Genomic DNA, 25094 nt, shown 5'->3' with positions numbered 1-25094 from the left:
CCATGAAAAGTTATTCATCAGGCACAGGCCTGGTTTACTCCACGGAATCGGGCAGGATGTGCCCCTCCTGCCGGCAGCCGGTGGCCGCTTGCACTTGCAGGCAAGCCGGGGCGCTCACGCCCACGGATGGCATTGCGCGGGTATCGCGTGAAACCAAAGGCCGCGGAGGCAAAAGCGTCACTGTCATCCGCGGGCTGCCGCTGGATGCGCCAGCGCTGGTCCAGCTCGGCAAGCAGCTCAGGGCTGCCTGCGGCTCGGGCGGCACGGTGAAAGACGGCGTCGTTGAAGTGCAAGGCGACCATGGCGTGCTGGTGATTGCCTGGCTTGAAAAGCAGGGCTGGAAGGTCAAACCGGCAAGCGGAAAAGCCGCATGAAGCCCGAAGACCTGCAACTGCTGGTAACGCGCGAGATGCCTTTTGGCCAGTACAAGGGCCGCCTGATTGCCGATTTGCCGGGGAACTATCTGGCCTGGTTTGCCCGTGAGGGCTTTCCCAAGGGCGAAACCGGGCGGTTGCTGGCGCTGATGCTGGAGATCGACCATAACGGCCTGTCTTCGCTGCTCGAACCCCTGCGCAGGCGCTAACAGGCCCTAGACCTTGTTTCGCTGCGGCGGGAGGATTACGATGGCCACAAGCCAGGCCGCTGCGCGACAGGCGCGCAATGCGGTCTTGACGCTGCCGGGAAGCCATATGCCGCAACTTATCGCATCGGTCGAGGGAGTCGAGATCAAGCATGTCTACCTGCACAAGGACCGCACAACGCTGGGCCGCAGGCCGGGCAACGATATCGTCTTCAACAACCCGGTGGTCAGCGGCGAGCACTGTGTGTTTGACCTGCAGGGGCTGGCAGACGTGTATGTCGAGGACCTGGCCAGTACCAATGGCACATACATCAACGGCAAGATGATCAAGTTGCGGCAATTGCTGCATGACAACGACATCATTGCCATCGGAAACTTCAGGATCCAGTACCTGGCGGCCTCTGAGGATTCGGGCTACCACGAAACTGCGGCGATGAAGCTGGATGCGCACGCTGTGCCGGGTGGAGGCGGCACGCTGCACGCCAGCTTCAAGGTGCTGTCGGGTTCCTCCGCCGGGCTAGAAGTGCCGGTGGTCAAGGCGGTGACGACTTTCGGCAAGCCGGACGTCAGCCTGGTGGCGGTGTCGCACCGGCGTTACGGCTATTACGTGGCCCATATGGCAGGCAAGGTCCAGCCCACGCTCAATGGCCTGTCCATTGGGGCTGAGGCGGTGCCGCTGGCGCACAACGATGTGCTGGAACTGGCGGGAACCAGCATGCAGTTTTTGCTGAAAGACCAGGGCCACTGACCGCTCTCCAGGGAGCCATTCCCGTGCTTCGGTATCGAATAAAAAAAGTATCACAGGGGGTTGTTGCAGACCTTTTTTCCCCGGATTTCATACCCAGATTTTCGTTAGCAAGACCGAGACAACAGCAAGAACAACAACAGGCTACGCACAGAGCTTGTTTGAAGGCGTCTTAGCGGCGCCGCTTCAGGCCCTGTCACGGCCATGTACCACTGACACTGAAGATGCGTTCCGCAGGAATGCTAAATCCTCTATCTTGAGAATAATTTTCTATCGTGACAGAAGAATAACCTCTAGACTATGAGCGTTCATACACTGATCAGGGAAGGCCGCAAACGACTGGCCATGAGCGAGCAGCAATTTGCTGACGCTGCAGGCGTGAGCCGCGGGGCTGTACAACAATGGGAAAGACCAGGTGGGACGGCTCCAAAGCGCTCCAACCAGCGCAGGGTGGCGGAATTGCTTGGCATTTCCGTGGCCGAACTGGTGTCCGGTGGCTCCAATGTCAGCGCTGGGTTTGACGTGAGGGCCGAGGTCCCACTGATTTCAGAAGTGCAGGCCGGAAACTACACCATCATTGACAATTTCAAGCCCAAGGTGGGGCTGGAGATGGTGCCGGTGACCATTCCCATCAAGCGCCACACGTTTGCGCTGCGTGTGCAGGGTGACAGCATGGTGGGCGAAAGTCTCGACTCGTTCCCCGACGGCTCCCTGCTGATCGTCGAGCCGGAGATGGTGGCGCTGCCCGGTGACTATGTGATCGCGCTGAACAGCTACAACCAGACAACGTTCAAGCAGCTGATCAAAGACGGCGGCGAGCTTTTTCTCAAACCGCTCAACGTGCGTTATCCCATCAGGCCGCTGGGCGATGCCGAGATCATCGGCGTCGTGCGTGAGTTCACCAAAAAATTCCGCTGAAAAATTCGGGTATTGGCGGTCTGCTAGATAGAAAATTCATCCTTCAGCGGGATTTGGTTAGACTCCTCCTAGGCCGGATGCAAGGCGTTTTGCGGGCCGTTGCAGGCTCCGCTTCATTTGGTGATCGGCCGATGGCCGTGTTTTGACCCGCAGGGTGTTTGTGATTTATGCTCGCCTCCGGTGCGGAGTTGCACCTCCGTCGGCAAGCCCACATTAGGAGAGCTACCTTGAATTTATTGACATGGCTGATGACCGCGTTGGGCCTTGTGGTGGGCGCCGGGCTCGGATTCCTGCTGCACCGGGAATGGTTGCGCCGCCATGCCGTGCAGAAGCTGCGGCCGCCCGCGCGCTGGTTGCTGAACGCCCGCGCCATGGTGAACAGCGAGGAGCAGGAAGTATGGAGCTGGCTGCGCACCACGTTTGCCGACCACGCCGTGATGGTCAAGGTGCCGGTGATGCGGTTCACCATCCCCAGCACTCGAAACCAGCCTGAAAACAAGGACCAGGGCTGGCATGAATTGCTCGAGGGGGTCTACTGCACCTTCACCGTGTGCACCCTGAGCGGCAAGGTTGTGGGCTGCGTGGACGTTCCCGGCAAACGCGGCATGACCCGGGTCCAGCGCGAGATGAAGGAAAGCCTGTTGCTCGAGTGCGGTATCGGCTATACCACCGTGCGCAGCAGCGGCCTGCCTTCCGGCGGCGCCATGCGGGCAGCCTTTCTGGGTGAGGCGCAGCTTTCCGAGGAAGAGGCCGATGAAACTCGCGGCGGCGACACCAGTTTTCACGCGGCGCTCGATGACTTCGCCAGTGAAAAATCCCGCGCCGCCAAGGCTTCTGCCATGAAAGAGCTCAGGGACAAGCGTGCGGCCGAGATCGATCCCAAAGAGAAAAGTCGCAATGTTGGTTTCAACCCGGATGGCACCGGCTCCTTCATGACGCGTGAAAAACCGGGTCGTTTTGCCAACCAATGGGAAGATTCCTTCACCATGGGCGAGAGGCCTGTCAAGTAGGTCTCTGCGAAGGTCTGTTCGCCCGGAGCAGGCGGCCTGGCCTCGAGTTTTGCGCTATCCACGGCCTGCTGGCGGCCGCTGAAAGACCCGTCCTACACGGGTTTGGGTAAGAGGCACCGCACAGCGGGCGCAAAGTCCCTCAGCCCGCTTGCTCATGGCTTCCTAGACTGTATTTTTCACAGTCCAGGAGCAGAACATGAGCACATCCAACCGATTCAAGATGCGTCGGGCCTTCGCCGGCGCGGGGTTGTCCCTGGTGATGGCGGCTGGTGCGGCTTTCGCCCAGACACCGATCACGGCCACCGGCACCACCGGCATTGATGCCTCCGGCGACGTCGCCAGGGAACGCGCCGCGTGCATGAGCGGCCGGACCCAGCAGGACCGGGACACCTGCCTGAGGGAAGCCAACAACGCGGCCGCGGAAAAGCGCAAGGGCAAACTCGACAACAGCGGTGCGCAGTTCGAAACCAATGCGCGCCTGCGCTGCGAAGCCCTGCAGGGAGAAGACAAGTCAGCCTGCGAGGCCCGCGTCATGGGTTACGGCAACACCAGCGGCAGCGTTGCCGGTGGCGGGGTGATCCGCGAGGTTGAAACTGTGGTGGTGCCGCCTGGTGCCACCAGTGTCCGGATCGAACCGAAAACCGATGCCCCGGTGATGATCGTGCCGGTGCCGCAGAAGTAAGGCGAGGGTCATTTGCCCACTAACCCGGCAACATCCGTGTCAGCAGCTGTGCCGGACAAGCCCCGCCATTTCTCTATGCTGCGGGGCTTTCACCTTGCAGACTTTCTCACGCTGTGCAATGCCGCCTGCGGGGTGGCCGGCGTTTTCCTGGCGATGCTCTATGCGTTAGAGCTGTCGAAGGTTTACTTCTATGCCGCCGCCGCGATGGCCCCGGCCGCCTTCATTTTTGACGTGCTGGATGGCCGCGTGGCACGCTGGCGGCGCCAGCATTCGGCCCTGGGCCGTGAGCTGGATTCGCTGGCCGACATCATTTCTTTTGGCGTTGCTCCGGCGGCTTTGGCTTTTGCCGCCGGCCTGCGTGGTGGCTGGGACTGGGTTGCCCTGATCTATTTTGTCTGTTGCGGCGTGAGCCGGCTGGCACGCTATAACGTGACGGCCGAAGCCCTGTCCGAAGGGGCTGACAAGGTGGCCTATTTCGAGGGAACGCCGATTCCCACCAGTGTGCTGTTGACGGCTCTGCTGGCGTTCGCGGCCTGGCAGGGGCGGCTGGGCGAGCAGATTCACGGTGGCGTCTGGATGCTCGGGCCATGGGCCCTGCACCCGCTGGCGCTGCTGTTTGTGCTGTCCGGCTCCTTGATGCTGAGCAAGACCTTGCGTATTCCGAAGTTCTGATGCGGCGTCATCTCAGTCTGCGGGCGTCGCCTCATCTCCCTCACCATAGAGAGCGTTGTAGACAAATAAGGCCTACAGACCTTGAGCATAAAGCGCCGGGCGCTATTAAAAACTGAGCCATTCCAGGCATCTGACGCCACCGCGGGAGCGCCCGTGTCAGCCGCCGCTGACACCGCGCTGTAAATATTTCTTATTGTGGACTGGGCCCAGCAGGTCCATGATGAATCATGTTTTCCGATTCAAGCGCCAATCAGGCGCCTCCGCGAGGTTCAGACCATCGGCGTGCCCACGGCCTGATGGGAGCAGTGATTGCCTATGTGTCGGTGGTCTCGGTTGGTGTGGCCGCCGCGGCTGCGGTGGTTGGCGCGGGCATTCCGGTGGAAATATTGACGGCCTCGTTCTGATGCCCATGTCGGCAACCCACCGCCCCCATCCTTCCGAAAACGGCGAGCCGTTGCCGCCGGGAGAAAAACCCGTGTATTCTCCGGCTGAACTCCCCGTCGAACCCGACCTCGGCCCGGTACTGCCGCTGGCCCATCCGGAAGAGCCCGGCACGGGCCAGCCGGCCATCTGAAAGGCTTCGCCATGTCTGTCCCGCTTTCCAAGGCCCAGCAGGCACTGGCCGACTACGATGAGGCCCGTGCCGACTACATGCGCTTTCTGAGCATGGACCCGCCGGACTACAGGGCAGTCGATGAAGCCATGGTCGCGATGGACGAAGCGCATATCCGTTTCAAGCAGGCCATGGGCGACTTCGATGCGCCCACCCACCTGCGACCTCTCTGAACACTTCTCATGCCCGTTGCTCTGGGCGCGGCGGCCGGTTGCATCGGCGGCATGCACCAATAAATGGCGCACAACCCGCAGGGTAGGTGGTCTCCCACAGATGAATATTGCGTTGACCTATGCCAGCGGCCAGCCCGAACTTCCACAATGATTTCAGAAGGCGCGCGGCAGCCGCCTCGCGTCGATTCCCTCAGGGAGATGAATATGCAGGCACAGGTTTTTACGTCTCACGCGCGGCCCACTGTTGCGCTGGCTGATTACGATTTTTTGCGCGCGACCTACGACATGCTCTTGCGAGCCCCGGCCCCCGACCAGCGCGCCATCAACGCGGCCTTTGCAGCGCTGGATGCAGCCCATGAACGGTTGAAAGCCGCGCACCTGCAGCAGCAGTTTGGCATGTTGAACTGATTTTTGGTGTCGCCGCACCCAGACATCCGGCAGGAACGAGGAACGCCCGTTGGCACTGATCACCTATCTTGTCGAGGACAACCAGACCATCCTCGAGAACCTCATCGAAACGCTGGAGGAGATTGCGTCCGTGACCGTCATCGGCCACGCCGCGACTGAATCGGAAGCCAGACGATGGCTATCGCTTCACGACGGGCAATGGCAGCTCGCCGTGGTCGACATGTTTTTGCGCGAGGGCAGCGGCCTCGGGGTGCTGGCGGGTTGCCGCCAGCGCGAGCCCCACCAGAAGGTGGTGGTTCTGACCAATTTCGCCACCCCCGACATTCGCCAGCGAAGCATGGCACTCGGCGCCGATGCGGTGTTCGACAAGTCCAATGAGCTCGACGAATTTTTTGCCTACTGCATTGCAGAGACGTCCCAGATCGCGCGGCCCGCTTGAAATCTCCCCGGTCCGGCCTTCTGCGAATTTCATTAAAAATTGGCTGTAGCCCTTGCCAGTCCTTCGCAGACTGCTATGAAACAAATAGCTAGATAGCGATCAGCAGCTTATCGGGAGCTTGCCTGCTCACGGATGCAACAGGATGGTAACGAGCAGCGAGGCATCGGTGACGGCCCGCAAGGCATGCGGCTCCCGTCCCGGCAGTGCCATCAGTTCGCTGGCGCCCAGCGTGCGGGCAAGCCCGGGCGTGCTGACCACCACCTCACCCTCCAGGCAGTGAATCGTGATCTCGCCCGGCACATGATGCTCGGGCACATGCTGGCCTGCCGAGAGCACCAGGCGCATGAGCTGGAGCTTGCCGGTTTTGAGCAGGCTGTGGGTCTTGGCACCCTGCAACTGCGCTGCGAAGGGCCGCACGCTGATGACGTCGAGCGGCTGGGCGTGAACAAGGGCCATGGTATGTCTCCGGTGATTCCATTTCTAAATCATTCGTGAACGCGAAGGCGAAGCAACGACAGTACAGACGTACGGCTAGCGAAGCCGACAAAGTGCACGGATGATTTAGAAATGGAATGAGTCCCTACCGTACCCAGCCTCGCAGTGCTTGTCCAGCAGAAATTTCGGGCAGCGGATAATGGCGCCAATTCGCTCAGCCGCCCCATGCCCAACCACCGTTCCCCGTACGCCATCCAACCGCATCGGTTCCTGCGCTGGCTCTGGCTGTCGCTGTTGGCGCTGGCAGCCCTGGCGCTGCATGCGCAAGGCGGGGCCACGTCCATCGGCCAGCAAGGCAGCTACACCTTGTCGCGCGCCTTCATGGTGCTGGAAGACAGCAGCGGCGAGCTGACGCTCGACGAAGTACTGCAGCCGGCGCAGCAGGCGCGCTTCAACCACGTGCCGCAAAGCGGGGCCGCCACCAATTTCGGACTGACACGGTCCGCCTTCTGGCTGCGCATTGCGCTCCAGGCACAGGCCGATGCGCCCGCGCAGTGGCTGCTCGAAGTAGCGTACCCGGCGCTTGACCAGCTGGACCTCTACACCCCCAACAACCGAGGCGAGTTTGTCCGTCAGAGCGGGGGTGATCTGCGGCCTTTTGCCAGCCGGGTGGTGCCGCACCGCAACCATGTCCTGCCGGTGACGCTGCAGCCGGGTGGGGAGAACCTGGTGTATCTGCGCGTGCAGTCGCAGGGCACACTGTCGGCGCCGGTGCGCCTGTGGCAGGCACCGGCGCTGTGGCAGCACGACCAGCTGGAGTATTCGCTGCTGAGCCTGTACTTCGGCCTGCTGGTCGGCCTGCTGCTGTACAACCTGCTGCTGTATTTGTCGGTGCGTGACCGCGCTTACCTGATCTATGTCGGTTTTGTCGGCGGCATGGCTGTTTCCCAGGCCGCGCTAACTGGCATGGGCGGGCAGTTTTTCTGGCCTGGGCAGACCTGGTGGAACAGCGTGTCGCCGCCGGTAGGCATGGCCGCCGCCGCCGCTTTCGGCATCCTGTTTGCGCGCAACTTCCTCAACAGCGCCGTTCGCATGCCGCGCATGAACCGCGTGATGCTGGCTTTGGTGGGGAGCTGGTTGCTGGCGCTGCTGGCCGCGCTGCTGCTGCCCTACACGGTGTCGTCGTGGATGGTGACCGTGCTGGCCGTGGTCAGCGTCACGGTGGTGGTGCTGGCTGGCGCCCTCAGTGTGCGGCAGAAGCACCCGGGTGCGTCTTACTTTCTGACGGCGTGGGCCGTGCTGCTGCTGGGCGTGGCCACCCTGGTGCTGCACAACACCGGCGTGCTGCCCTCCAACCTGCTGACCTCCAATTCCCTGTTGATCGGTTCCGCGCTGGAGATGGTGCTGCTGTCTTTTGCACTGGCCGACCGCATCAATATCGAGCGGAACGAAAAAGAGCGGGCACAGGCCTCCAGCCAGGCCGACCAGGCCATGCTCGAGGCGCTGAGCCAGTCGCAGGAGCGTTACCGCGCGGTTTTGCAGGAGCGCGAAATCATTCTTGCGAACTCCATCGTCGGTATTGCATTCCTGACGCCGGAAGGGCGCTTCCGCTGGGCCAACCAGGCCATGCTTGAAATTTTCGGTGCAGGTGACCGGCCCTTGACCTCGATGGAGCCGTTTTACCTGTCGCGCGAGCAGTACCTGCGTGTCGGCGGCGAGGTGGCCGCCTGCATCGGCGAAGGCCGGGCCTACCTGACAGAGATCCAGGTTCGCCAGTACAACGGGACACTGATCTGGATTTCGCTCTCCGGCAAGGCCGTCAGCCCGCGCGACCTGTCGCAGGGCACGGTCTGGGTGATGATGGACATCACGCGGCGCAAGGAACTGGAAGCCGAGCTGGTGCGCACGTCTTCCGAACGCGAGGCCATCCTGAACACCGCGCTGGTCGGCATTGTGCTGTCGGTGCGGCGCAGGCTGGAGTGGGTCAACGAAAAGTTTGCCGAGATGATGGACTACCCGCGCGGGGAGCTGATGGGCCAGTCCGCACTTCAGCTGCATGCAGATGCCGACGAATGGAACGCCTTCGGGCGGCGCGCACGCGCGGTTTTGCGGGAGATGGGAACCTACACCTGCGAACAACAGCTGCGCCGGCGCAATGGCGAGATGCTGTGGGTGCAGATGGGCGGCAGCTGCCTACAGCCGCAAGACCCGGACGCCGGGGTGATCTGGACGTTCCTGGACATCACCGAGCGCAAGAAGTCCGAAGAAGACACGCGCGAAGCGGTGGAGCGGCAAAAAGAACTCAATGCCTTGCGCAGCCGTTTTGTGGCGATGACCAGCCATGAGTTCCGCACGCCGCTGGCGACTATTTTGTCTTCGGGCGAAATTCTCAGGCACTACGGAGAGCGCCTGCCGGCCGCGGAAAAGGCCGAGATTCTGGACACCATTGCCGCCGGCGTGCAGCGCATGATGCGCATGCTGGACAGGGTATTGCTGATAGGCAAGGCCGAGGCGCAGATGCTGGAGTTCGACCCGCATACCCTGGATTTGCAACGGTTGTGCCGCGAACTGCTCGACGAAGCGCGGGTGCAGCAGCCCGACAGCGCCTGCGCGCTGAGGCTGGATTACGCCGGAAGCAATGAACCCGGTCTTTACGACGAAAAACTGCTCCGGCACATTTTAGGCAACCTGCTGTCCAATGCCGTCAAGTACTCTCCGCATGGGGGCGAAGTGCTGTTCAGGGTGTACACCGAGCCTGAGGCGCTGGTGCTGGAGGTGTCCGACAGCGGCATCGGCATTCCCGAAGACGAGATTGCCCATCTGTTCGAGTCATTTCACCGGGCCAGCAATGTGGGAACCATCCAGGGCACAGGCCTGGGTCTGGCCATTGCAAAGAACGCGGTGAGCGTTCATGGCGGAACCATTTCTGTCACGAGCCAGGCGGGCGTGGGCACCTGCTTTTCTGTACGCTTGCCGCTGCAGGCCGTCTCGCAGGCTGCATTGTTCCCCCTGGCTGCGGATCTGGCGCCATGAACGGCGCCACTCCGATCGACCGGCGGGCCTTGCTGCACTGGGCCAGTGCAGTCGGCGCTGGCCTTTGTCTGCCGCGCGGCGCTCGTGCGCGCACCAGCATCGCCGGCAACCCGTTTACGCTGGGTGTTGCCAGTGGTTCGCCGACACAGGATTCAGTGGTGCTGTGGACCCGCCTGATGCTGGACGCGGACCAGACGCGACAGCCGGCGCCTGAAGTACGCTGGGAAGTGGCGCATGACGAAAAATTTTCGCGCATGGTCCAGACCGGGTTGGCTCCTGCGCCGGCGGCCCTGGCGCATGCCGTCCATGTGGAGGTGCAAGGGTTGCCGCCGGACCGCTGGTACTTCTACCGCTTCATCTTCGGCGACGCTGTCAGCCCCACCGGGCGCACGAGAACCCTGCCCGCGCCCGACGCGGCAGTGGCCCGCATGCGCCTGGCCTATGCATCCTGCCAGCGCTGGGAGCACGGCTACTACAGCGCCTGGCGGCACATGCGCGATGAAAACCTGGACCTCGTGATGTTTCTCGGGGACTACATCTATGAGTACCCAAGCGCCTCGAATGCGGTGCGTGTGCCGACGGGCGGCTGGGTTCTGACGCTGGACGACTACCGCCAGCGTTATGCGCTGCACAAGGCAGATGCAGACCTGCAGGCGATGCACGAAAACTGTCCCTGGCTGGTGACCTGGGACGACCACGAAGTCCAGAATGACTACGCAGGGCTGACTGAAGGTAACAGCGGCCAACCGGTGCCGGACTTTGCCGCACGGCGGGCCGCAGCCTATCAGGCGTTTTACGAACACATGCCGGTTCGTGCGTCGGTACTCACGCGGGCATTGGCCGGACTGGCTGCTGGAGCCGAAATGCGCATCTACGGACAGCTGGCCTATGGGCGCCTGGCCTCGCTGTACATGCTCGATGCGCGCCAGTACAAGGATGCGCAGGTCTGCACGCGCGATGGAAAAAAAGGCTCCAGCACGGTGAACCCATCCACCTGCCCGGCGTGGAACGATCCGGGCCGCAGCATGCTCGGCCAGCAGCAGGAGCGCTGGCTGGACGGCGAATTGGGCAGGAACGCCGGCAGGCAAGGCAGCTGGAACGTGCTGGGCCAGCAGTCGCTCTTCGGGCAGCGGGATTTTCGCGCGGGGGAGGGCCATGTTTTGTGGAACGACGGCTGGGACGGTTACCCGGCTGCCCGTTCGCGCCTGACCCGTGCGCTGCAGAAACACACAGTGGCCAATCCGGTGCTGTTGGGCGGTGACGTGCACGAGAACTGGGTCGGGCATGTCAAGGCCGACTACGCGCGGACATCCGAGCCGGCCATCGGCGTGGAATTTTGCGGCACCAGCATCACGTCCCGCTCGGCGGGCAACGAGAGGATTCCGGAGATGCTGGACGAGAATCCGCACTTTGTATTTGCCGATTCGGAACGCAGAGGTTATGGCGTGGTCGAGTTCGCACCGCACCAGTTGACAACCACGCTGCGGGTGGTGAGCGATGTGACGCAGAAGGACAGCGGCATTGAAACACTCGCCCGGTTTGCGGTGCAGGCCGGTCGGCCGGTGCTTGAAAAAACCTAAATCTCCACGGCTTCCTCAACACTTTCCGCGAGAAAACCTCCGCTTTGGTGTGCCCAGAGCCGCGCGTACAGTCCGCCACTGGCCAGCAGGCTGCGATGGTCGCCTTCTTCGATGATGCGGCCCTGGTCCAGCACGATGAGCCGGTCCATGGCTGCGATGGTGGATAGGCGATGCGCAATCGCAATCACCGTCTTGCCCCGCATCAACCGGTTCAGGCTGCTCTGGATTGCGAGTTCCACTTCCGAATCCAGCGCGCTGGTGGCTTCGTCGAGCAGCAGGATGGGCGCGTCCTTGAGCATCACGCGGGCAATCGCAATGCGCTGGCGCTGCCCGCCGGAGAGCTTGACGCCGCGCTCACCCACGTGGGCGTCGTAGCCGGTGCGTCCGTGCGGGTCATTCAGATGCGCGATGAAACCGTCAGCTTCAGCGCGTTCCGCGGCCCGGTGAACGTCAGCCTCTGTGGCGCCGGGCCGGCTGTACGCAATGTTGTCACGCACCGAACGGTGCAGCAGCGAAGTGTCCTGCGTCACCATGCCGATGTGGCTGCGCAGGCTGTCCTGCGTGACGGCTGCGATGTCCTGGCCGTCGACCAGGATACGGCCTCCCTGCAGGTCGTGAAAACGCAGCAGCAGGTTGACGAGGGTGGATTTCCCAGCGCCGGAGCGGCCGATCAGGCCGATTTTTTCACCCGGCCGCACGGTCAGGTTCAGCCTGTCGATGACGGACGCACCGCTGCCGTAGCTGAAGCTGATGCTTTCAAAACGGATCTCGCCGCGCGGCACCTGCAGCCCGGTGGCATCCGGCCGGTCGACAATCGCGTGGGCCTGCGACAAGGTATTGATGCCGTCCTGCACTGTGCCCACGCTTTCGAACAGGCTGGTGGTCTCCCACATGATCCAGTGCGACATGCCCTGCAGCCGCAGCGCCATGGCCGTGGCCGCCGCGACCGCACCGGCACCCACGGCCCCGCGTGACCACAGCCACAACGACGTGCCCGCCATGCCCAGGATCAGCCCCATGCTAAGCGCGTGGTTGACGATTTCGAACAGGCTGACCAGCCGCATCTGCTGATGGCCGGTTTTCATGAAGTCCTGCATGGCGGCGCGGGCAAAACCGGCTTCGCGCTGCGTGTGCGAAAACAGCTTGACCGTGGTGATGTTGGTGTAGGCGTCAGTGATGCGCCCGGTCATCAGCGAGCGCGCGTCGGCCTGCTGCTTGCCCATGCGCCCCAGCCGCGGCACGAAATAGGCCAGCGTCATCAGGTACAGCACCAGCCAGGCGAGGAAGGGCAGCACCAGCTGAACGTCAAAGGCCGCAGCCAGCAGGGTCATGGTGGCCACGTACACACCCATGGTGACCAGCACATCGGCCAATACAAACAGCGTGTCGCGCACCGCCAGCGCCGTCTGCATCACCTTGGTCGTCAGGCGCCCGGCAAACTCGTCCTGGTAGAAAGACAGGCTCTGACCCAACATCAACCGGTGGAAATTCCAGCGCAGGCGCATAGGGAAGTTGATCGCCAGGGTCTGGTGCTTGACGATGGTCTGCAGCGCGACCACCACGGTGCTGGCCGAGACAACGATGAAGAGCAGGGTCAGCATGGGCCCGCGTTCTTCCCACAGCCGGGCAGGCTGCGTAGTGGACAGCCAGTCCACGATGCGCCCAAGCATGGCAAACAGCAACGCATCGAAAGCGGCCATCGTGGCCGACAGCAGGGCCAGCAACACAATGTAGCCGCGTGCGCCATGGGAAGCGGCCCAGATGAAGGCGATGAACCCCTTAGGCGGCAGGGCCGGCTCCCCCTCGGGATAGGCGTGCAGCAGTTTTTCGAAACGCTTGAGAAGGAACATTCTTAGAGAAAAACTTCCAGCAGGCGGTCGAGTCCGCCCGTGTTGATGGCCACCATGGCTTGCTCGCGTACCCTGGGTTTGGCATGGTAGGCCACCGACAGGCCGGCCACCCCCATCATGGGCAAGTCATTGGCGCCGTCGCCCATGGCGATGGCCTGCAGCGGATTGATGGCCAACATGCCGCAGGTCTCCAGCAGCATGCGGCGTTTTTCCTCGCCGTCGCAGATGTCGCCCCAGGGCTGGTCCACCATGCGCCCGGTCAACAGGCCATTTTCGACTTCCAGCACATTGGAGCGGGTGTAGTCGATGCCGAGTTCGCCTTTGACGCGATCGGTGAAAAAGGTGAAGCCGCCGCTGACCAGCAGTGTCTTCATGCCGGCGGCCTTGCAGGCGTGCACCAGTTCGGCCGCACCGGGGTTGAGTTTGAGGCGCTGATGGTAGACCTCGTCCATGCTGTCCACACTCACCCCCTTGAGCAGGGCCACGCGCCGGCGCAGGCTTTCCTTGTAGTCGGTGATCTCACCACGCATGGCTGCCTCGGTGATGGCCGACACTTCAGCCTTGCGGCCGGCGGCGTCGGCAATTTCATCGACGCACTCGATGTTGATCAGCGTCGAGTCCATGTCGAAGGCGATCAGCTTGAAGTGTTCGAGTTTGATGTCGGGCGTGGCAATGTTGACAACGAGGCCGGAGGACATTTCGGTGGGGGTCATGGAAGTTTATGCTATTAGTTTTGTAGCTGACTATGCGGTTAAATAAAGGGCTGGAAGGCTATTTGATGCTTCAGCTGCAGTGCGTCTTCTGCTCAGCCAATCAATGAACGCCTTACCCCATGGCCTGGGCGGCCGGCCGCGTCTGCCGCGTCCAGGCCTTGAGCCGGCTCAGGTCATCAAAGTCCACCACGTCGCCCACACTGCCGTTGTCAGGGAGCTTGGCGGCGTTGAGCAGGAGCTTGGTCATTTTGATTTTTAGGTGCTACTTTTTTGATAACTGCTTGCGCAGGTACCGCTTGAGCTGGAGGCCTACTTTGCTGTTGTTTTTGGGTAGTCCGAGGCTTGGCGTGACATCTGCGGCCGTTTTAGTTTTCCGGGCCGCACCGACATCAACACCAAGGCAGCTTCGGTTTTATGAGCGGTCACCTTGTTATTGGTGAATTTCCAGCCTTTGGGCAGGTTGAGAAACTGGCCATCCTTGTCGCGCTGGAGTTTGATGGCGATGCGTCCATCCACTGGCGCGTCCCGGGGTACGTCGGCTTTGTCAGTCATACCAGTTTTCCACTTTCAGGTGCGGCACCTTTGAGAACTCGCGCACGTTGCGGGTCACCACGGTCAGGTTATTGGCCAGTGCAATTCCAGCAATCAGCACGTCATAAGCGCCAATAGGTTGTCCTTGCCGCTCAAGATTCGCACGCAATTGTCCGGCTTGCTTCGCTGACTCAGCGTTCATAGGCTGCAGTGCGTATCGGGCCTGAATATTTGTCAGGAACAAACTTAGCGCCTCAGGGCGCGAAGATTTGGCAATGCCGTATTCGATCTCGGCGAGATTGATTGCACAGATGCGCAGGTCCGATGGGGCTTGCGCCTCCAGGCGCTCTCTACATCCGCCGAGATGTCGATAGGCATAAATCAGGATATTCGTGTCCAGCAGATACATAAGTGGTACGCCAAAGGAATCAATGGTCAAACGACTCAAGTCGGCGGTCCGGCGCCAAATCTGCGTAGCGTTGCTGGGGGTCGAGCAAGAAATCCAGTTCCTGATCGCTCGCAGGGTTGCGTAAACGATCAATCTCTGCCCAAAAATGCGTGCGGTCACTGGTGAGCTTGGTCTTTTCTGCTTCCGCAAACTGGGCAAACCACTTGCTGACAGAGACTTGGGAGCGAGTCGCCGCTATTTTGGCGGCAGCCAAGGCATCTTCTTCAAGGTAAATGGTGACTTGAGACATGAGGGTTCCTAAATAATTACATTTCGCAATTATAAGTGCATCGCACTCACCCCTTAAATAACCTTGTCGTGAGTTGCCATTACCGGCGGCACACCCAAACTCTTCAGCACATCGCGCACCATCTGCGCCCGGTCTTTTGGCTCTTTCAGCTCGCGCTCAATACGCAGCTTGTCGTTACCGGCCAGCTTGATGTGCTTGTTCTTCTGGATCAGATGCATGATGGCCATCGAATCGATGGGCGGGTCTTTCTTGAACGTGATGTTGATCAAGGTGGGTGCTGCGTCGACTTTGACCACGCCATAAGACCTCGCAATCACGCGCAGCCGGTGCACGTCGATCAGGGTCTGGGCCTGCGCCGGCAGTTTGCCGAAGCGGTCCACGATTTCCTCGAGCAGGCTGTCGATCTGATCGGTGTTTTTGGCGGTCGCCAGTTTTTTGTAAAAACTCAGGCGCAGGTGCACGTCGCCGCAGTAGTCGCTGGGCAGCAGGGCCGGCGCATGCAGGTTGATTTCAGTGCCAATGTTCAGCGGCGCCAGCAGGTCGGGTTCGCGGCCGGCCTTCAGCGAGGACACGGCCTCGTTGAGCATCTCGTTGTAGAGCTGAAAGCCGATCTCCATCATGTTGCCGCTCTGGTTTTCACCCAGCACCTCGCCGGTGCCGCGTATCTCCAGGTCATGCATGGCCAGGTAAAAGCCCGAACCGAGTTCCTCCATCTGCTGGATGGCTTCGAGCCGCTGGCTGGCCTGTTTGGTCAGGCCTTCGATGTCGGGCACCATCAGGTAGGCATAGGCCTGGTGGTGGCTGCGGCCGACGCGGCCGCGCAGCTGGTGCAACTGCGCCAAGCCGAATTTGTCGGCGCGGCTCATGACGATGGTGTTGGCGGTCGGCACGTCGATGCCGGTCTCGATGATGGTGGAGCACAGCAGCAGGTTGTAGCGCTGGGCGATGAAGTCTTTCATGACTTTCTCGAGTTCTCGCTCCGGCATCTGGCCGTGCGCGACGGCAATGCGCGCTTCCGGCAACAGGGTCTCGAGTTTTTCGCGCCGGTTCTGGATGGTCTCGACTTCGTTGTGCAGGAAGTAGACCTGGCCGCCGCGCTTGAGCTCACGCAGCACCGCTTCACGAATAACGCCATTGTTTTCGCTGCGCACAAAGGTCTTGATGGCCAGGCGCCGCTGCGGCGCGGTGGCGATCACGCTCAGGTCGCGCAGGCCTTCGAGCGCCATGCCCAGGGTGCGCGGGATAGGCGTGGCGGTCAGTGTCAATACGTCCACCTCGGCGCGCATGGCTTTCATCGCTTCCTTGTGGCGCACGCCGAAGCGGTGTTCCTCGTCGATGATCAGTAGGCCCAAGCGCTGGAACTTCACGTCCTGGCTCAGCAGTTTGTGCGTGCCGACCACGATGTCGATGCTGCCGTCGGCGATGCCCTTGATGGCGGCGGTGATTTCCTTGCCCGAGCGGAAGCGGCTCATCTCGGCAACCTTGACCGGCCATTTGGCGAAGCGGTCCACCAGCGTCTGGTAGTGCTGCTCGGCCAGCAGGGTGGTGGGCGCCAGCAGCGCCACCTGTTTGCCGCCGGTGATGGCGATGAAGGCGGCGCGGAGTGCGACTTCGGTTTTGCCAAAACCCACGTCACCGCAGACCAGACGGTCCATCGGCCGTGGGCTGATCATGTCCTGGATAACCGCGTGTATGGCGGCGCGCTGGTCGGCGGTTTCCTCGAAGCCAAAGTCATTGGCAAAGGTTTCGTAGTCGTCCGGTGAATAGCGGAAGGCATGGCCCTCGCGCGCCGCGCGGCGGGCATAGATGTTGAGCAGTTCTGCGGCAGAGTCGCGCACCTGCTCGGCAGCCTTGCGCTTGGCTTTTTCCCACTGGCCGCTGCCCAGGCGGTGCAGCGGTGCCTCGTCGGCGCTGACGCCGGTGTAGCGGCTGATCTGCTGCAGCTGGCTGACCGGTACATACAGGGTCGCTTCGTCGGCGTACTGCAGATGCAGGAACTCGGTGTTGCCCTGGCCCAGGTCCATGTTGACCAGGCCCTTGTAACGGCCGATGCCGTGGGCGCTGTGCACCACCGGGTCGCCGACATTGAGCTCGGAGAGATCCTTGATCAACGCTTCGACGTCACTGACCTGTTCCTGTTTCCTGTTGCGGCGTCGCGTGACCGCGCCGGCGGCAAACAGTTCTGTTTCCGTGACGAAGTCGATGTCGCCGGCCAGCCAGCTGAAACCGGTGTTGAGTGCCGCCGTCGCGATGCCGAGTTTCTCGCTGCTGGTCTGGAAGTCTTCCAGCGAGTCAAAGGCTGGCGGGCTGAGGCTGCTGGCGCGCAGGAAGTCGAGCAGGCTTTCGCGCCGGCCGTCACTTTCGGCCAGCAGCAAGACACGTTGCGGCGTGTTGCGGATGTGGGTTTTCAGCCGGGCCAGCGGGTCTTCCGCACCGCGCAGCACTGACATCTCGCCGAGTTTCTGGAAGTTCGCGTTATCGGCCACGTCTTCGATCGCCGGGCGCATCGCGAGTTGCGGGTAGTCATTCGCGCGCGCGTAGAACTGCTCGGTGCCGAGGAACAGCGCTTCGGGCGGCAGCGCCGGGCGGTCCGGCGCGTCGCGCACCAGTCGGTAGCGGTCCTTGGTGTCCTGCCAGAAACGCTGGAAAGCCGGCTCCAGGTCGCCGTGCAGCACCACGGTGGCTTCGCTGCCCAGGTAGTCGAACACCGTGGCCGTGTCGTCGAAAAACAGCGGCAGGTAATACTCGATACCAGCCGTCGCCACGCCGTTGCCTATGTCCTTGTAGATGCGGCTTTTGGTCGGGTCGCCGTCCAGCAGCTCGCGCCAGCGGTTCCTGAACTTGGCGCGCGCGTCGTCGTCCATGGGGAACTCGCGGCCCGGCAGCAGCCGCACTTCGGGCACCGGGTACAGGCTGCGCTGGCTGTCGGGGTCGAAGGTGCGAATGCTGTCGATTTCGTCGTCGAACAGGTCCACGCGATAAGGCACGGCTGAGCCCATGGGGAACAGGTCGATCAGGCCGCCGCGCACGGCGTATTCGCCGGGGCTGACCACCTGTGAGACGTGAGTGTAGCCGGCCAGGGTCAACTGGCTCTTGAGTTTGGCCTCGTCGAGCTTTTGCTTGACCTTGAAGTGGAAGGTGTACCCGGCCAGGAAAGCCGGGGGTGCCAGGCGGTACAGCGCGGTAGTGGCCGGCACGATGACCACGTCGGCGCCGGTTTCCTTGTCATGCTGGCTGATGCGCCAAAGGGTCGCCAGCCGTTCGCTGATCAGATCCTGGTGCGGTGAAAACGTGTCGTAGGGCAGGGTTTCCCAGTCCGGGAACAGCGCGCAGCGCAGCGCGGGCGCAAAGAAAGCAAGTTCGTCGAGCAGGCGCTGCGCGGTAGCGGCGTCCGAGGTGATGATGGCTATGAGCCGTCCCGCCGTTTTTTCCCGCAAGCCCAGCTGCGCCAGCAACAGGGCGTCGGCAGAGCCGGCGGGTTGCGGGAGGGTGTAGCGTTTGCCCGGAAGCAGTTTGGGTAAATCCATGAAGCAGTCGGAAAGGTAACAGGAATCGGGGGGACAAAAGGGAAACACCCCAAACGGTGCGGAGTGGGGTGTGAACGGACCTGGCTGGTCTTTGAAGCCCTGATTTTAGAATCTATGATCAAGTCATGACGCCGATCCCGCCGAAATCCCTGATTCCCCGCCTTTTTGCGCTGATTCCGTGCGCTGGCCAGGGAACACGCGCCGTCGCCGAAAGTATCGCGGCGCAGGGTGGCGAGGCTTTGCCCAAACAATACCAGCCGATTGCCGGGTTGCCCATGGTGCAGCACACGCTGCAGGCGTTTGCGGGGGTGGCGCGCGTTGACTCCTGCCTGGTGGTGGTGGCTGCGGGCGACAATTTTTTCAACGGAAAGGCCCAAGCCAAGTATGAGGTTGCGTCTTGTGGCGGCGCCACACGTGCGGCCAGTGTGCTCGGTGGCCTGCAGCAGCTCGCCGCCGGCGGCGCAGAGCCTGATGACTGGGTGCTGGTGCACGACGCTGCGCGCTGCCTGATTACCTCTGCGCTGATTGATCGCCTGATCGACGCCTGCCACAGCGACCCGGTGGGCGGCCTGCTGGCCCAGCCGGTACCCGATACCCTCAAGCAGGGGCGGGACGAGCGCGTGGTGGTCACCGTGGAGCGCTCGGACAAATGGCTGGCGCAAACACCGCAGATGTTCCGCTTGGGAGCCCTCACACAGGCGCTGCTGATGGCCCAGACCCTGGGCGAGGCCGTGACCGATGAGGCCAGCGCTATGGAAGCTGCCGGCCTGGCGCCGCAGCTGGTGCGCGGCAGTGCCCTCAATTTCAAGGTGACCTACCCGGAAGATTTTGTGCTAGCCGAGGCCCTGATCAAAAGTCGGACAAAACCGCGTGCCCGCAAGGCTTCCGTTGCGAAGGCTGCCCCTCTTGCCGTGCCCCCCAACGAAGCCATGCCATGACCCAATCCGATGCTGCCGTCCCCCCATTCCGGATTGGAGAAGGCTGGGACACGCATGCGCTGGTGCCGGGCCGGCCGCTCATCATTGGCGGCGTGACAGTGCCGCACAGTGCCGGTTTGCTGGGGCACTCCGATGCCGACCTGCTGGTTCACGCCATCATTGACGCCTTGCTGGGTGCGGCTGGGCTCGGTGATATCGGCGGGCATTTTCCCGACACCGACGCGCGCTTTCGCGGCGCCGATTCCATCGTGCTGCTGCGTGAAACCGGCCGCCTGCTGGCTGAGCGCGGCTTGCGCATCGGCAACATCGACAGCACGGTGATTGCGCAGGCGCCCAAACTGGCCGCCTACATTCCGGCCATGCGCCAGTGCCTGGCCGATGCGCTGGACCTGGACGTGTCGCGCATCAATGTGAAAGCCAAGACCGCCGAGAAACTAGGCCCGGTGGGGCAGGGCCTGAGTATGGAAGCCCGCGCCGTAGCGCTATTGTATTGATAGCTTCTTGCGCCCACTGGATAAGGGCTGAAGGCTTATTTGATCAAGAATTAGCTGCTCTATTGGACTGCAGCCCTCACCCCAACCCTCTCCCAGAGGAAGAGGGGGCAAACCGGTGGGAGAGTGGAAGCTCTTCAATTCAAGCAGGGGCCGCGGATCTGGCTTTGCCAGTCCGCAGGCGCAGCGGCCCCCTCGGGGGACAGGGCGCTACACGCAGTGAGCAACCGTGGGAGCTCTCCAATTCAAGCAGGGGCCGCGGATCTGGCTCCGCCAGTCCGCAGGCGCAGCGGCCTCCTCGGGGGGCAGGGCGCTACACGCAGTGAGCAACCGTGGGGGCTAACCACGCCTTAGTTTGATATGTGCAGCCAATCCACCGGAGCTGGTGTTGGCCAGCGCAAACACGCCGCCCATGCGGTGCAGGGTTTTTTCGACAATCGCCAGGCCCAGGCCGGCGCCGGTGGCGGCGGTGCGGGCAGCGTCGCCGCGAAAGAATGGCTTGGTCAGGTTGTTCAGTGCCTGCGGCGCAACGCCGGTGCCGTGGTCACGCACCTTGATCAGCACCCACTGGTCGCGTTCCTTGGCCGCAATGTCAACCATGGCCATGCCGGTCTCCGGCGTCTTGCCGTAACGCCTTGCGTTTTCAAGCAGGTTGGCAATGACGCGGGACAATTCCACCTCGTCGGCCAGCACGGTGATCTGGCCCGGCAACACCACGTTCACGCGCATGTCGGTGTATTCGGCCACCGAATACACGGCCGCGCTGATGATGGCATTGAGCGACACCGGCGCCAGCTGCGGCGGGTCGGGTCGGGCGTAGTCGAGGAATTTGTCGATGATGGCGTCGAGCTGCGTGATGTCGGCAGCCATGTGGGCCCGGGCTTCCGCGTCGGACACGCTCATTTCCGTTTCCAGCCGCAGGCGTGCCAGCGGAGTGCGCAGGTCGTGCGAAATACCGGCCAGCATGATGACGCGGTCTTCCTCGATTTTGGAAAGCTGCTCGGCCATGCGGTTGAAGCCGATGTTGACCTCGCGGATCTCGCTGGTTGCCACCTGTTCGTCGAGTAGGCTGGCGTCGAAGTCGCCGTCGCGCATGCGGCTGGCGGCAAAGGACAACTGCTTGAGCGGGCGGTTGATCAGCCGCGCGATGAGTGCCGCGCCCAGCAGCGACAGGATGGCAGCGGTGATCAGCCAGATCAGCCAGGTACCGCCCTGCAGCGGCCCGAGGCGCGAAGGGTCGGTCAGCAGCCAGTAGGAGTCGCCGTCGATGTTGAACCCGACCCACAGGCCGACCGTGCCGTTGACGGACTTGGCCACCACCGTGCCTTCGCCCATGCGCGCCGTGAGTTCATCGCCGATGCGCTCGCTGAAAGGGTCGTTGACAAAGCGTTCGTACTTGTCGCGCGGCTCCCGCGGCGAGATGCGCACACCTTCTTCTTCGGCCAGCGTCTTGATCAGCCAGACCCGCGTGATGGAGTCGGAATATTTCAGCGCGGCGCGGCTCAGGTTGACCAGCGAGGCAAGCTGCCTGGCACTTTGCACGGCGCGCGGCTCGAATTCCAGTGCCCGGAAGGTCTGCAGCCAGGCGACGATGCAGCCGATCAACAGGATCGACAGGAACAGGAAGGTGCGCCAGAACAGGCTCAGGCCGACGCGTGGCCGCATCTCCAGAGGGGCCGGCGCAGTTTCCAGCGCGGCGGGAGCAGTTTCCAGGTGTACGGCGCGGGTGCCTTGCATTCGGGGACTCGGGGGACGGAAGAGGTGGGTCGGCCCGGTCAGCCTGAGGGGAATCTGGCGTCCGGCAGCAAGTGGCGCTTCAGCTTGTGCCGTCCGGCACGAAGACGTAGCCTATGCCCCAGACGGTCTGGATGTAGCGCGGCGCGGCAGCGTCCACCTCAATGAGCTTGCGCAGGCGCGAAACCTGTACGTCCAGGCTGCGGTCAAAAGGCTCGAATTCGCGGCCGCGTGCCAGTTGCGCCAGCTTTTCGCGGGACAGCGGCTGGCGCGGATGCCGCACCAGGGTCTTGAGCATGGCGAATTCGCCGGTGGTCAGCGGAAGTTCTTCGCCGTTTTTCTGCAGGGTGCGCAAGCCCATGTCGAAGCTGAAAGGGCCGAAGTTGACCACTTCCTGCTCGCTCGAAGGCGCGCCAGGAACCTCCACCGCAGGCCGGCGGCGCAACACCGCGTGGATGCGGGCCAGCAGTTCGCGCGGGTTGAACGGTTTGGCCAGGTAGTCGTCGGCGCCGACTTCCAGGCCGACGATGCGGTCCACGTCCTCGCCTTTGGCGGTCAGCATGATGATGGGGGTGCGGTCGTTGGCGGAACGCAGGCGCCGGCAGATGGACAGGCCGTCTTCGCCGGGCATCATCAGGTCCAGCACGATCAGGTCCACGGCATCGCGCATCATGATGCGGTTCAGGGCCTTGCTGTCTTCAGCCAGGATGACCTCGAAACCTTCCTGCGTGAGGTAGCGGCGCAGCAGGTCGCGGATGCGGGCGTCATCGTCCAGAATCAGAATCTTGTCGGCTCGGGTTGAATTGCTAGCTTGTGTCATAAGGCTATCGTAATTTGTAACAGAGCCGATTTTGAGGGCTAAAAATGGAGAATCCAGTTTTTTTGGTTACTTTGACATACTGTTACAGAAGTTTCAGCCGAGGGCAAGCCAGATAACAAGCAGATGCGCGCCAATGCCACGCTCGGCGTGGCGGATGACAACAATTGGCGACCAATGCTGACACGGTGTACCGAAAAAGCAGCCTATCGTTTCGTCTGCTGTGCAGTATGTCCGCGCGGTACCCCTCTTTTTCCTTTTATTCAACCGAAAGCCATTTCTTGAAAAAATCAATCCAACTCATCGCTGCCTGTGCGCTGCTGGCCGGCAGCACCGGGCTGTTCGCCCAGAACGTGATGCCCATGCCCTACGCACCGTTGCAAAACGTCGCCCAGCTGTCGGCCAGCGCCGCGGTCGAGGTGCAGCAGGACTTGCTGTCAATTGCGATGAGCACCACGCGCGATGGCACGGATGCTGCCGTAGTGCAGAACCAGCTCAGGCAGGCACTCGAAGCCGCGCTGGCTGAAGCCAAAAAAACCGCGCAGCCCGGCTTGATGGACGTGCGGACCGGCAACTTCAGCCTGTACCCGCGCCATGGCAAGGACGGCAAGATCAATGGCTGGCAGGGCAGCACGGAGCTGGTGCTGGAGGGCAAGGACTTTCCGCGCATCACGGCGGCTGCCGGCAGGATCCAGACGTTGACCATGGGTAATGTCGGTTTTGCACTGAGCCGCGAGGCACGTGCGCGTGTCGAGGGCGATGCACAGGCCCAGGCGATTGAGCAGTTCAAGGCCAAGGCCTCGGAAATTGCGAGGGGCTTTGGTTTTTCCAGCTACACGCTGCGCGAAGTCTCCGTCAATGCCAACGACCAGGGCCCAATCCGGCCACGCATGATGGCGATGGAAGCCAAAGCCTCCATGTCGGATGCTTCCATTCCGGTGGAGGCCGGCAAGAGCACGGTGCTGGTGAATGTGTCGGGTTTCGTGCAGATGAAGTGATCCATGAGAGGGCAGCCAGCTTCTCTGCGGCTGGCTGGCCTTATCTGACTTCCTGGCGCGCGAAGTCGTTCAGGGTTTGGCCGGTCATGCGATAGCGCACCCACTCCGATTGCGGCTTGGCCCCCAGTGATTGGTAGAACGCGATCGCGGGCTCATTCCAGTCCAGCACGCTCCACTCCAGCCGTCCGCAGCCGCTGTCAGCGGCCAGTTTGGCCAGGTGGCGCAACAAGTGTTTGCCGGCGCCTCCCCCGCGAAGTTTGGGGGATATGTAAAGGTCTTCGAGGTACATGCCCTTGCGACCCAGCCATGTGGAATAGCTGAGGAAATACACCGCATAACCCGCGGGCTGGCCGTCGACCGCGCAAATGAGTGCCCGTGCGGGGGAGTCTGGCGCGAACAGGCTGCCCTGTATATCCGCCACGCTGGCCACGACTTCTTGTTCGGCTTTTTCATAAATAGCCAGTTCGACGATGAAGGCATGGATCAGGGCGGCGTCGAATGCTTGCGCTTCGCGGATGTTGATGTTCATGGATGCTTTTCTTTCTTTCCTATGGGTGTACTTAGCCATCCACCTTGTTCACCGAGTCCAGCAGCCACTGCCGGAAGCTGATCAGCGGCTTGAGGTGGCTGCGCGATTCCGGGTAGCACAGGTAATAACCCATGTCGTCCATGTAGCCGTCCTTGAGCGGGGCCGACACCAGCCCGGCGGCAATGTCGTCCTTGACCAGGCAGTGCGGCACCAGCGCCAGGCCCATGCCGGCCATCACCGCGCGGATCAGGCTGTGGAACTGGTCCAGCTGCGGGCCCACCAGTGCATTGACGCCGCTGACCCCATGGGCCGCACACCAGTGCGACCAGGCATGCGGAACACTCACATGCTGCAGCAGCGTGAAGGCCGCAATGTCCTGCGCCTTGCGCAGGCGCGGCCGGCCGGACCCGGCGGACGGCGCGATCAGCACGACATCGCGGCCTGTCAGGTAGTCGGCCACCGTACCCGGCCAGTTGCCGTTACCGAACAGGATGGAGCAGTCCAGGTCGGCGCGCTGGAAGTCATAGCCCTGCAGGTAGGGCACAAAATGCAGCGCGATGCGTGGATGCGCCTTCTGGAACGCCGGCAGGCGCGGGATCAGCCATTTGGCGCCGAAGGTGGGCAGCGTCGAGAGGTGCAGGGCACCGCCCCCGTCGCTGCTGGTAATGAGGTCCAGCGTCGCGGCCTCCAACTGCGCGAGCAGGGCCCGGATGGCCGCTTCATAGCGCACGCCGGCAGGTGTCAGTGTCAGGCGCTGGCGTATCCGTTCAAACAACAGCACGCCGGTCATCTGCTCCAGCTCGCTGATCTGTTTGCTGACCGCGCTCTGGGTCAGGTGCAGCGCCTCGCTGGCGCGCGAAACGCTGCCGAAACGCGCGGTGGCCGTGAAGGCCTTGAGCAGATGAATCGGCGGTTGCAGGCATTTCATGGCTCGATTCTATCGCCGGGTTCAGTCCGTGGTGGAATGGGTTGAGTCGAAT

General features: G+C 62.3%; 29 protein-coding genes. 17 read left to right on the top strand and 12 right to left on the bottom strand.

The annotated features are described in order from the left end of the window. Positions 1 to 2 precede the first annotated feature (2 nt). From ABI660_RS00680 to ABI660_RS00625, 12 genes are all read left to right on the top strand, one after another. Positions 3 to 374, top strand: coding sequence for a translation initiation factor Sui1 (locus tag ABI660_RS00680; RefSeq protein WP_348063923.1), 372 nt, complete (start codon positions 3 to 5; stop codon positions 372 to 374). Next, a complete protein-coding gene (locus ABI660_RS00675; RefSeq protein ID WP_348063921.1) occupies positions 371 to 583 on the top strand; it encodes a DUF3820 family protein in 213 nt (70 codons plus the stop codon). The genes ABI660_RS00680 and ABI660_RS00675 overlap by 4 nt, the downstream gene beginning before the upstream one ends. Before the next feature lie 40 nt (positions 584 to 623). After that, positions 624 to 1328, top strand: coding sequence for an FHA domain-containing protein (locus ABI660_RS00670; protein WP_348063919.1), 705 nt, complete (start codon positions 624 to 626; stop codon positions 1326 to 1328). Between the two features lie 297 nt (positions 1329 to 1625). Beyond that, positions 1626 to 2243, top strand: a complete 618-nt coding sequence (locus ABI660_RS00665) for a S24 family peptidase (protein ID WP_348063917.1) — start codon at positions 1626 to 1628, stop codon at positions 2241 to 2243. A gap of 227 nt (positions 2244 to 2470) precedes the next feature. Beyond that, the gene (locus tag ABI660_RS00660) at positions 2471 to 3253 is read left to right on the top strand and encodes a DUF2726 domain-containing protein (protein WP_348063915.1); all 783 of its coding nucleotides are present in this window, start codon (positions 2471 to 2473) and stop codon (positions 3251 to 3253) included. 196 nt (positions 3254 to 3449) lie between these two features. Further along, positions 3450 to 3935 carry a hypothetical protein gene (locus ABI660_RS00655; protein ID WP_348063913.1) on the top strand — a complete coding sequence of 162 codons (486 nt, stop codon included), beginning with the start codon at positions 3450 to 3452 and terminating at the stop codon, positions 3933 to 3935. Between the two features lie 75 nt (positions 3936 to 4010). Then, a complete protein-coding gene (locus ABI660_RS00650; RefSeq protein ID WP_348064085.1) occupies positions 4011 to 4607 on the top strand; it encodes a CDP-alcohol phosphatidyltransferase family protein in 597 nt (198 codons plus the stop codon). A gap of 227 nt (positions 4608 to 4834) precedes the next feature. After that, positions 4835 to 5011, top strand: coding sequence for a hypothetical protein (locus tag ABI660_RS00645; protein WP_348063911.1), 177 nt, complete (start codon positions 4835 to 4837; stop codon positions 5009 to 5011). A 5-nt stretch (positions 5012 to 5016) separates the two neighbouring features. After that, positions 5017 to 5181: a hypothetical protein gene (locus ABI660_RS00640; protein ID WP_348063910.1), complete on the top strand. Its 165-nt coding sequence runs from the start codon at positions 5017 to 5019 to the stop codon at positions 5179 to 5181. Between the two features lie 11 nt (positions 5182 to 5192). After that, positions 5193 to 5393, top strand: coding sequence for a hypothetical protein (locus ABI660_RS00635; protein ID WP_348063908.1), 201 nt, complete (start codon positions 5193 to 5195; stop codon positions 5391 to 5393). A 204-nt stretch (positions 5394 to 5597) separates the two neighbouring features. Beyond that, the gene (locus tag ABI660_RS00630; protein WP_348063906.1) at positions 5598 to 5801 is read left to right on the top strand and encodes a hypothetical protein; all 204 of its coding nucleotides are present in this window, start codon (positions 5598 to 5600) and stop codon (positions 5799 to 5801) included. Between the two features lie 49 nt (positions 5802 to 5850). Further along, positions 5851 to 6240: a response regulator gene (locus ABI660_RS00625; protein WP_348063904.1), complete on the top strand. Its 390-nt coding sequence runs from the start codon at positions 5851 to 5853 to the stop codon at positions 6238 to 6240. A 126-nt stretch (positions 6241 to 6366) separates the two neighbouring features. Here ABI660_RS00625 and ABI660_RS00620 read toward each other — a convergent pair whose 3' ends face one another. Continuing rightward, complete coding sequence (locus tag ABI660_RS00620; protein WP_348063902.1) at positions 6367 to 6696, bottom strand: cupin domain-containing protein; 330 nt, start codon at positions 6694 to 6696, stop codon at positions 6367 to 6369. A 204-nt stretch (positions 6697 to 6900) separates the two neighbouring features. Between ABI660_RS00620 and ABI660_RS00615 the strand changes: the two genes are divergently transcribed. Together ABI660_RS00615 and ABI660_RS00610 are read left to right on the top strand one after the other, a co-directional pair. Beyond that, entirely contained in the window at positions 6901 to 9708 is a 2808-nt protein-coding gene (locus ABI660_RS00615) for a 7TM diverse intracellular signaling domain-containing protein (protein WP_348063900.1), read from the top strand. Continuing rightward, a complete protein-coding gene (locus ABI660_RS00610) occupies positions 9705 to 11288 on the top strand; it encodes an alkaline phosphatase D family protein (protein ID WP_348063898.1) in 1584 nt (527 codons plus the stop codon). The genes ABI660_RS00615 and ABI660_RS00610 overlap by 4 nt, the downstream gene beginning before the upstream one ends. Here ABI660_RS00610 and ABI660_RS00605 read toward each other — a convergent pair. The 7 genes from ABI660_RS00605 to mfd form a co-directional block, all read right to left on the bottom strand. Continuing rightward, positions 11285 to 13138 (bottom strand): ABC transporter ATP-binding protein, encoded by a 1854-nt coding sequence (locus tag ABI660_RS00605; protein ID WP_348063896.1) that lies wholly within the window; start codon positions 13136 to 13138, stop codon positions 11285 to 11287. The genes ABI660_RS00610 and ABI660_RS00605 overlap by 4 nt on opposite strands. 2 nt (positions 13139 to 13140) lie before the next feature. After that, positions 13141 to 13851, bottom strand: coding sequence for a phosphoserine phosphatase SerB (serB, locus tag ABI660_RS00600; RefSeq protein WP_348063894.1), 711 nt, complete (start codon positions 13849 to 13851; stop codon positions 13141 to 13143). 112 nt (positions 13852 to 13963) lie between these two features. Then, a complete protein-coding gene (locus ABI660_RS00595; protein ID WP_348063892.1) occupies positions 13964 to 14098 on the bottom strand; it encodes a hypothetical protein in 135 nt (44 codons plus the stop codon). 62 nt (positions 14099 to 14160) lie between these two features. Next, positions 14161 to 14403, bottom strand: coding sequence for a hypothetical protein (locus ABI660_RS00590; protein WP_348063890.1), 243 nt, complete (start codon positions 14401 to 14403; stop codon positions 14161 to 14163). After that, the gene (locus tag ABI660_RS00585) at positions 14396 to 14830 is read right to left on the bottom strand and encodes a type II toxin-antitoxin system VapC family toxin (protein WP_348063888.1); all 435 of its coding nucleotides are present in this window, start codon (positions 14828 to 14830) and stop codon (positions 14396 to 14398) included. The genes ABI660_RS00590 and ABI660_RS00585 overlap by 8 nt, the downstream gene beginning before the upstream one ends. Next, on the bottom strand, positions 14811 to 15080 hold the full coding sequence (locus ABI660_RS00580; RefSeq protein WP_348063886.1) for a hypothetical protein: 270 nt from the start codon (positions 15078 to 15080) through the stop codon (positions 14811 to 14813). Before ABI660_RS00580 ends, ABI660_RS00585 begins: the two co-directional genes overlap by 20 nt. Before the next feature lie 53 nt (positions 15081 to 15133). Continuing rightward, positions 15134 to 18607 (bottom strand): transcription-repair coupling factor, encoded by a 3474-nt coding sequence (gene mfd / locus ABI660_RS00575; protein WP_348063884.1) that lies wholly within the window; start codon positions 18605 to 18607, stop codon positions 15134 to 15136. A 125-nt stretch (positions 18608 to 18732) separates the two neighbouring features. On the opposite strand from mfd, the gene ispD reads away from it, so the two are divergent. Together ispD and ispF are read left to right on the top strand one after the other, a co-directional pair. After that, the gene (gene ispD / locus ABI660_RS00570; protein WP_348063882.1) at positions 18733 to 19545 is read left to right on the top strand and encodes a 2-C-methyl-D-erythritol 4-phosphate cytidylyltransferase; all 813 of its coding nucleotides are present in this window, start codon (positions 18733 to 18735) and stop codon (positions 19543 to 19545) included. Next, on the top strand, positions 19542 to 20039 hold the full coding sequence (gene ispF, locus ABI660_RS00565) for a 2-C-methyl-D-erythritol 2,4-cyclodiphosphate synthase (protein WP_348063880.1): 498 nt from the start codon (positions 19542 to 19544) through the stop codon (positions 20037 to 20039). The genes ispD and ispF overlap by 4 nt, the downstream gene beginning before the upstream one ends. A gap of 336 nt (positions 20040 to 20375) precedes the next feature. On the opposite strand, the gene ABI660_RS00560 is transcribed toward ispF, so the two are convergent. After that, positions 20376 to 21773 carry an ATP-binding protein gene (locus tag ABI660_RS00560; RefSeq protein WP_348063878.1) on the bottom strand — a complete coding sequence of 466 codons (1398 nt, stop codon included), beginning with the start codon at positions 21771 to 21773 and terminating at the stop codon, positions 20376 to 20378. A 79-nt stretch (positions 21774 to 21852) separates the two neighbouring features. Continuing rightward, entirely contained in the window at positions 21853 to 22590 is a 738-nt protein-coding gene (gene ompR, locus ABI660_RS00555) for a two-component system response regulator OmpR (protein ID WP_348063876.1), read from the bottom strand. 278 nt (positions 22591 to 22868) lie between these two features. Between ompR and ABI660_RS00550 the strand changes: the two genes are divergently transcribed. Next, positions 22869 to 23585 carry an SIMPL domain-containing protein gene (locus ABI660_RS00550; protein WP_348063874.1) on the top strand — a complete coding sequence of 239 codons (717 nt, stop codon included), beginning with the start codon at positions 22869 to 22871 and terminating at the stop codon, positions 23583 to 23585. A 40-nt stretch (positions 23586 to 23625) separates the two neighbouring features. On the opposite strand, the gene ABI660_RS00545 is transcribed toward ABI660_RS00550, so the two are convergent. Both ABI660_RS00545 and ABI660_RS00540 read right to left on the bottom strand, forming a co-directional pair. Next, positions 23626 to 24114: a GNAT family N-acetyltransferase gene (locus tag ABI660_RS00545; RefSeq protein WP_348063873.1), complete on the bottom strand. Its 489-nt coding sequence runs from the start codon at positions 24112 to 24114 to the stop codon at positions 23626 to 23628. Positions 24115 to 24145: 31 nt separating this feature from the next. After that, entirely contained in the window at positions 24146 to 25042 is an 897-nt protein-coding gene (locus ABI660_RS00540; protein ID WP_348063871.1) for a LysR substrate-binding domain-containing protein, read from the bottom strand. Positions 25043 to 25094: the final 52 nt, after the last annotated feature.

Source organism: Polaromonas sp. (genome assembly GCF_039930745.1).
Classification (GTDB): Bacteria; Pseudomonadota; Gammaproteobacteria; order Burkholderiales; family Burkholderiaceae_C; genus Polaromonas.
The sequence above is the reverse complement of the archived record's forward strand: the minus strand, read 5'-3'. Positions and strand labels throughout refer to the sequence as shown.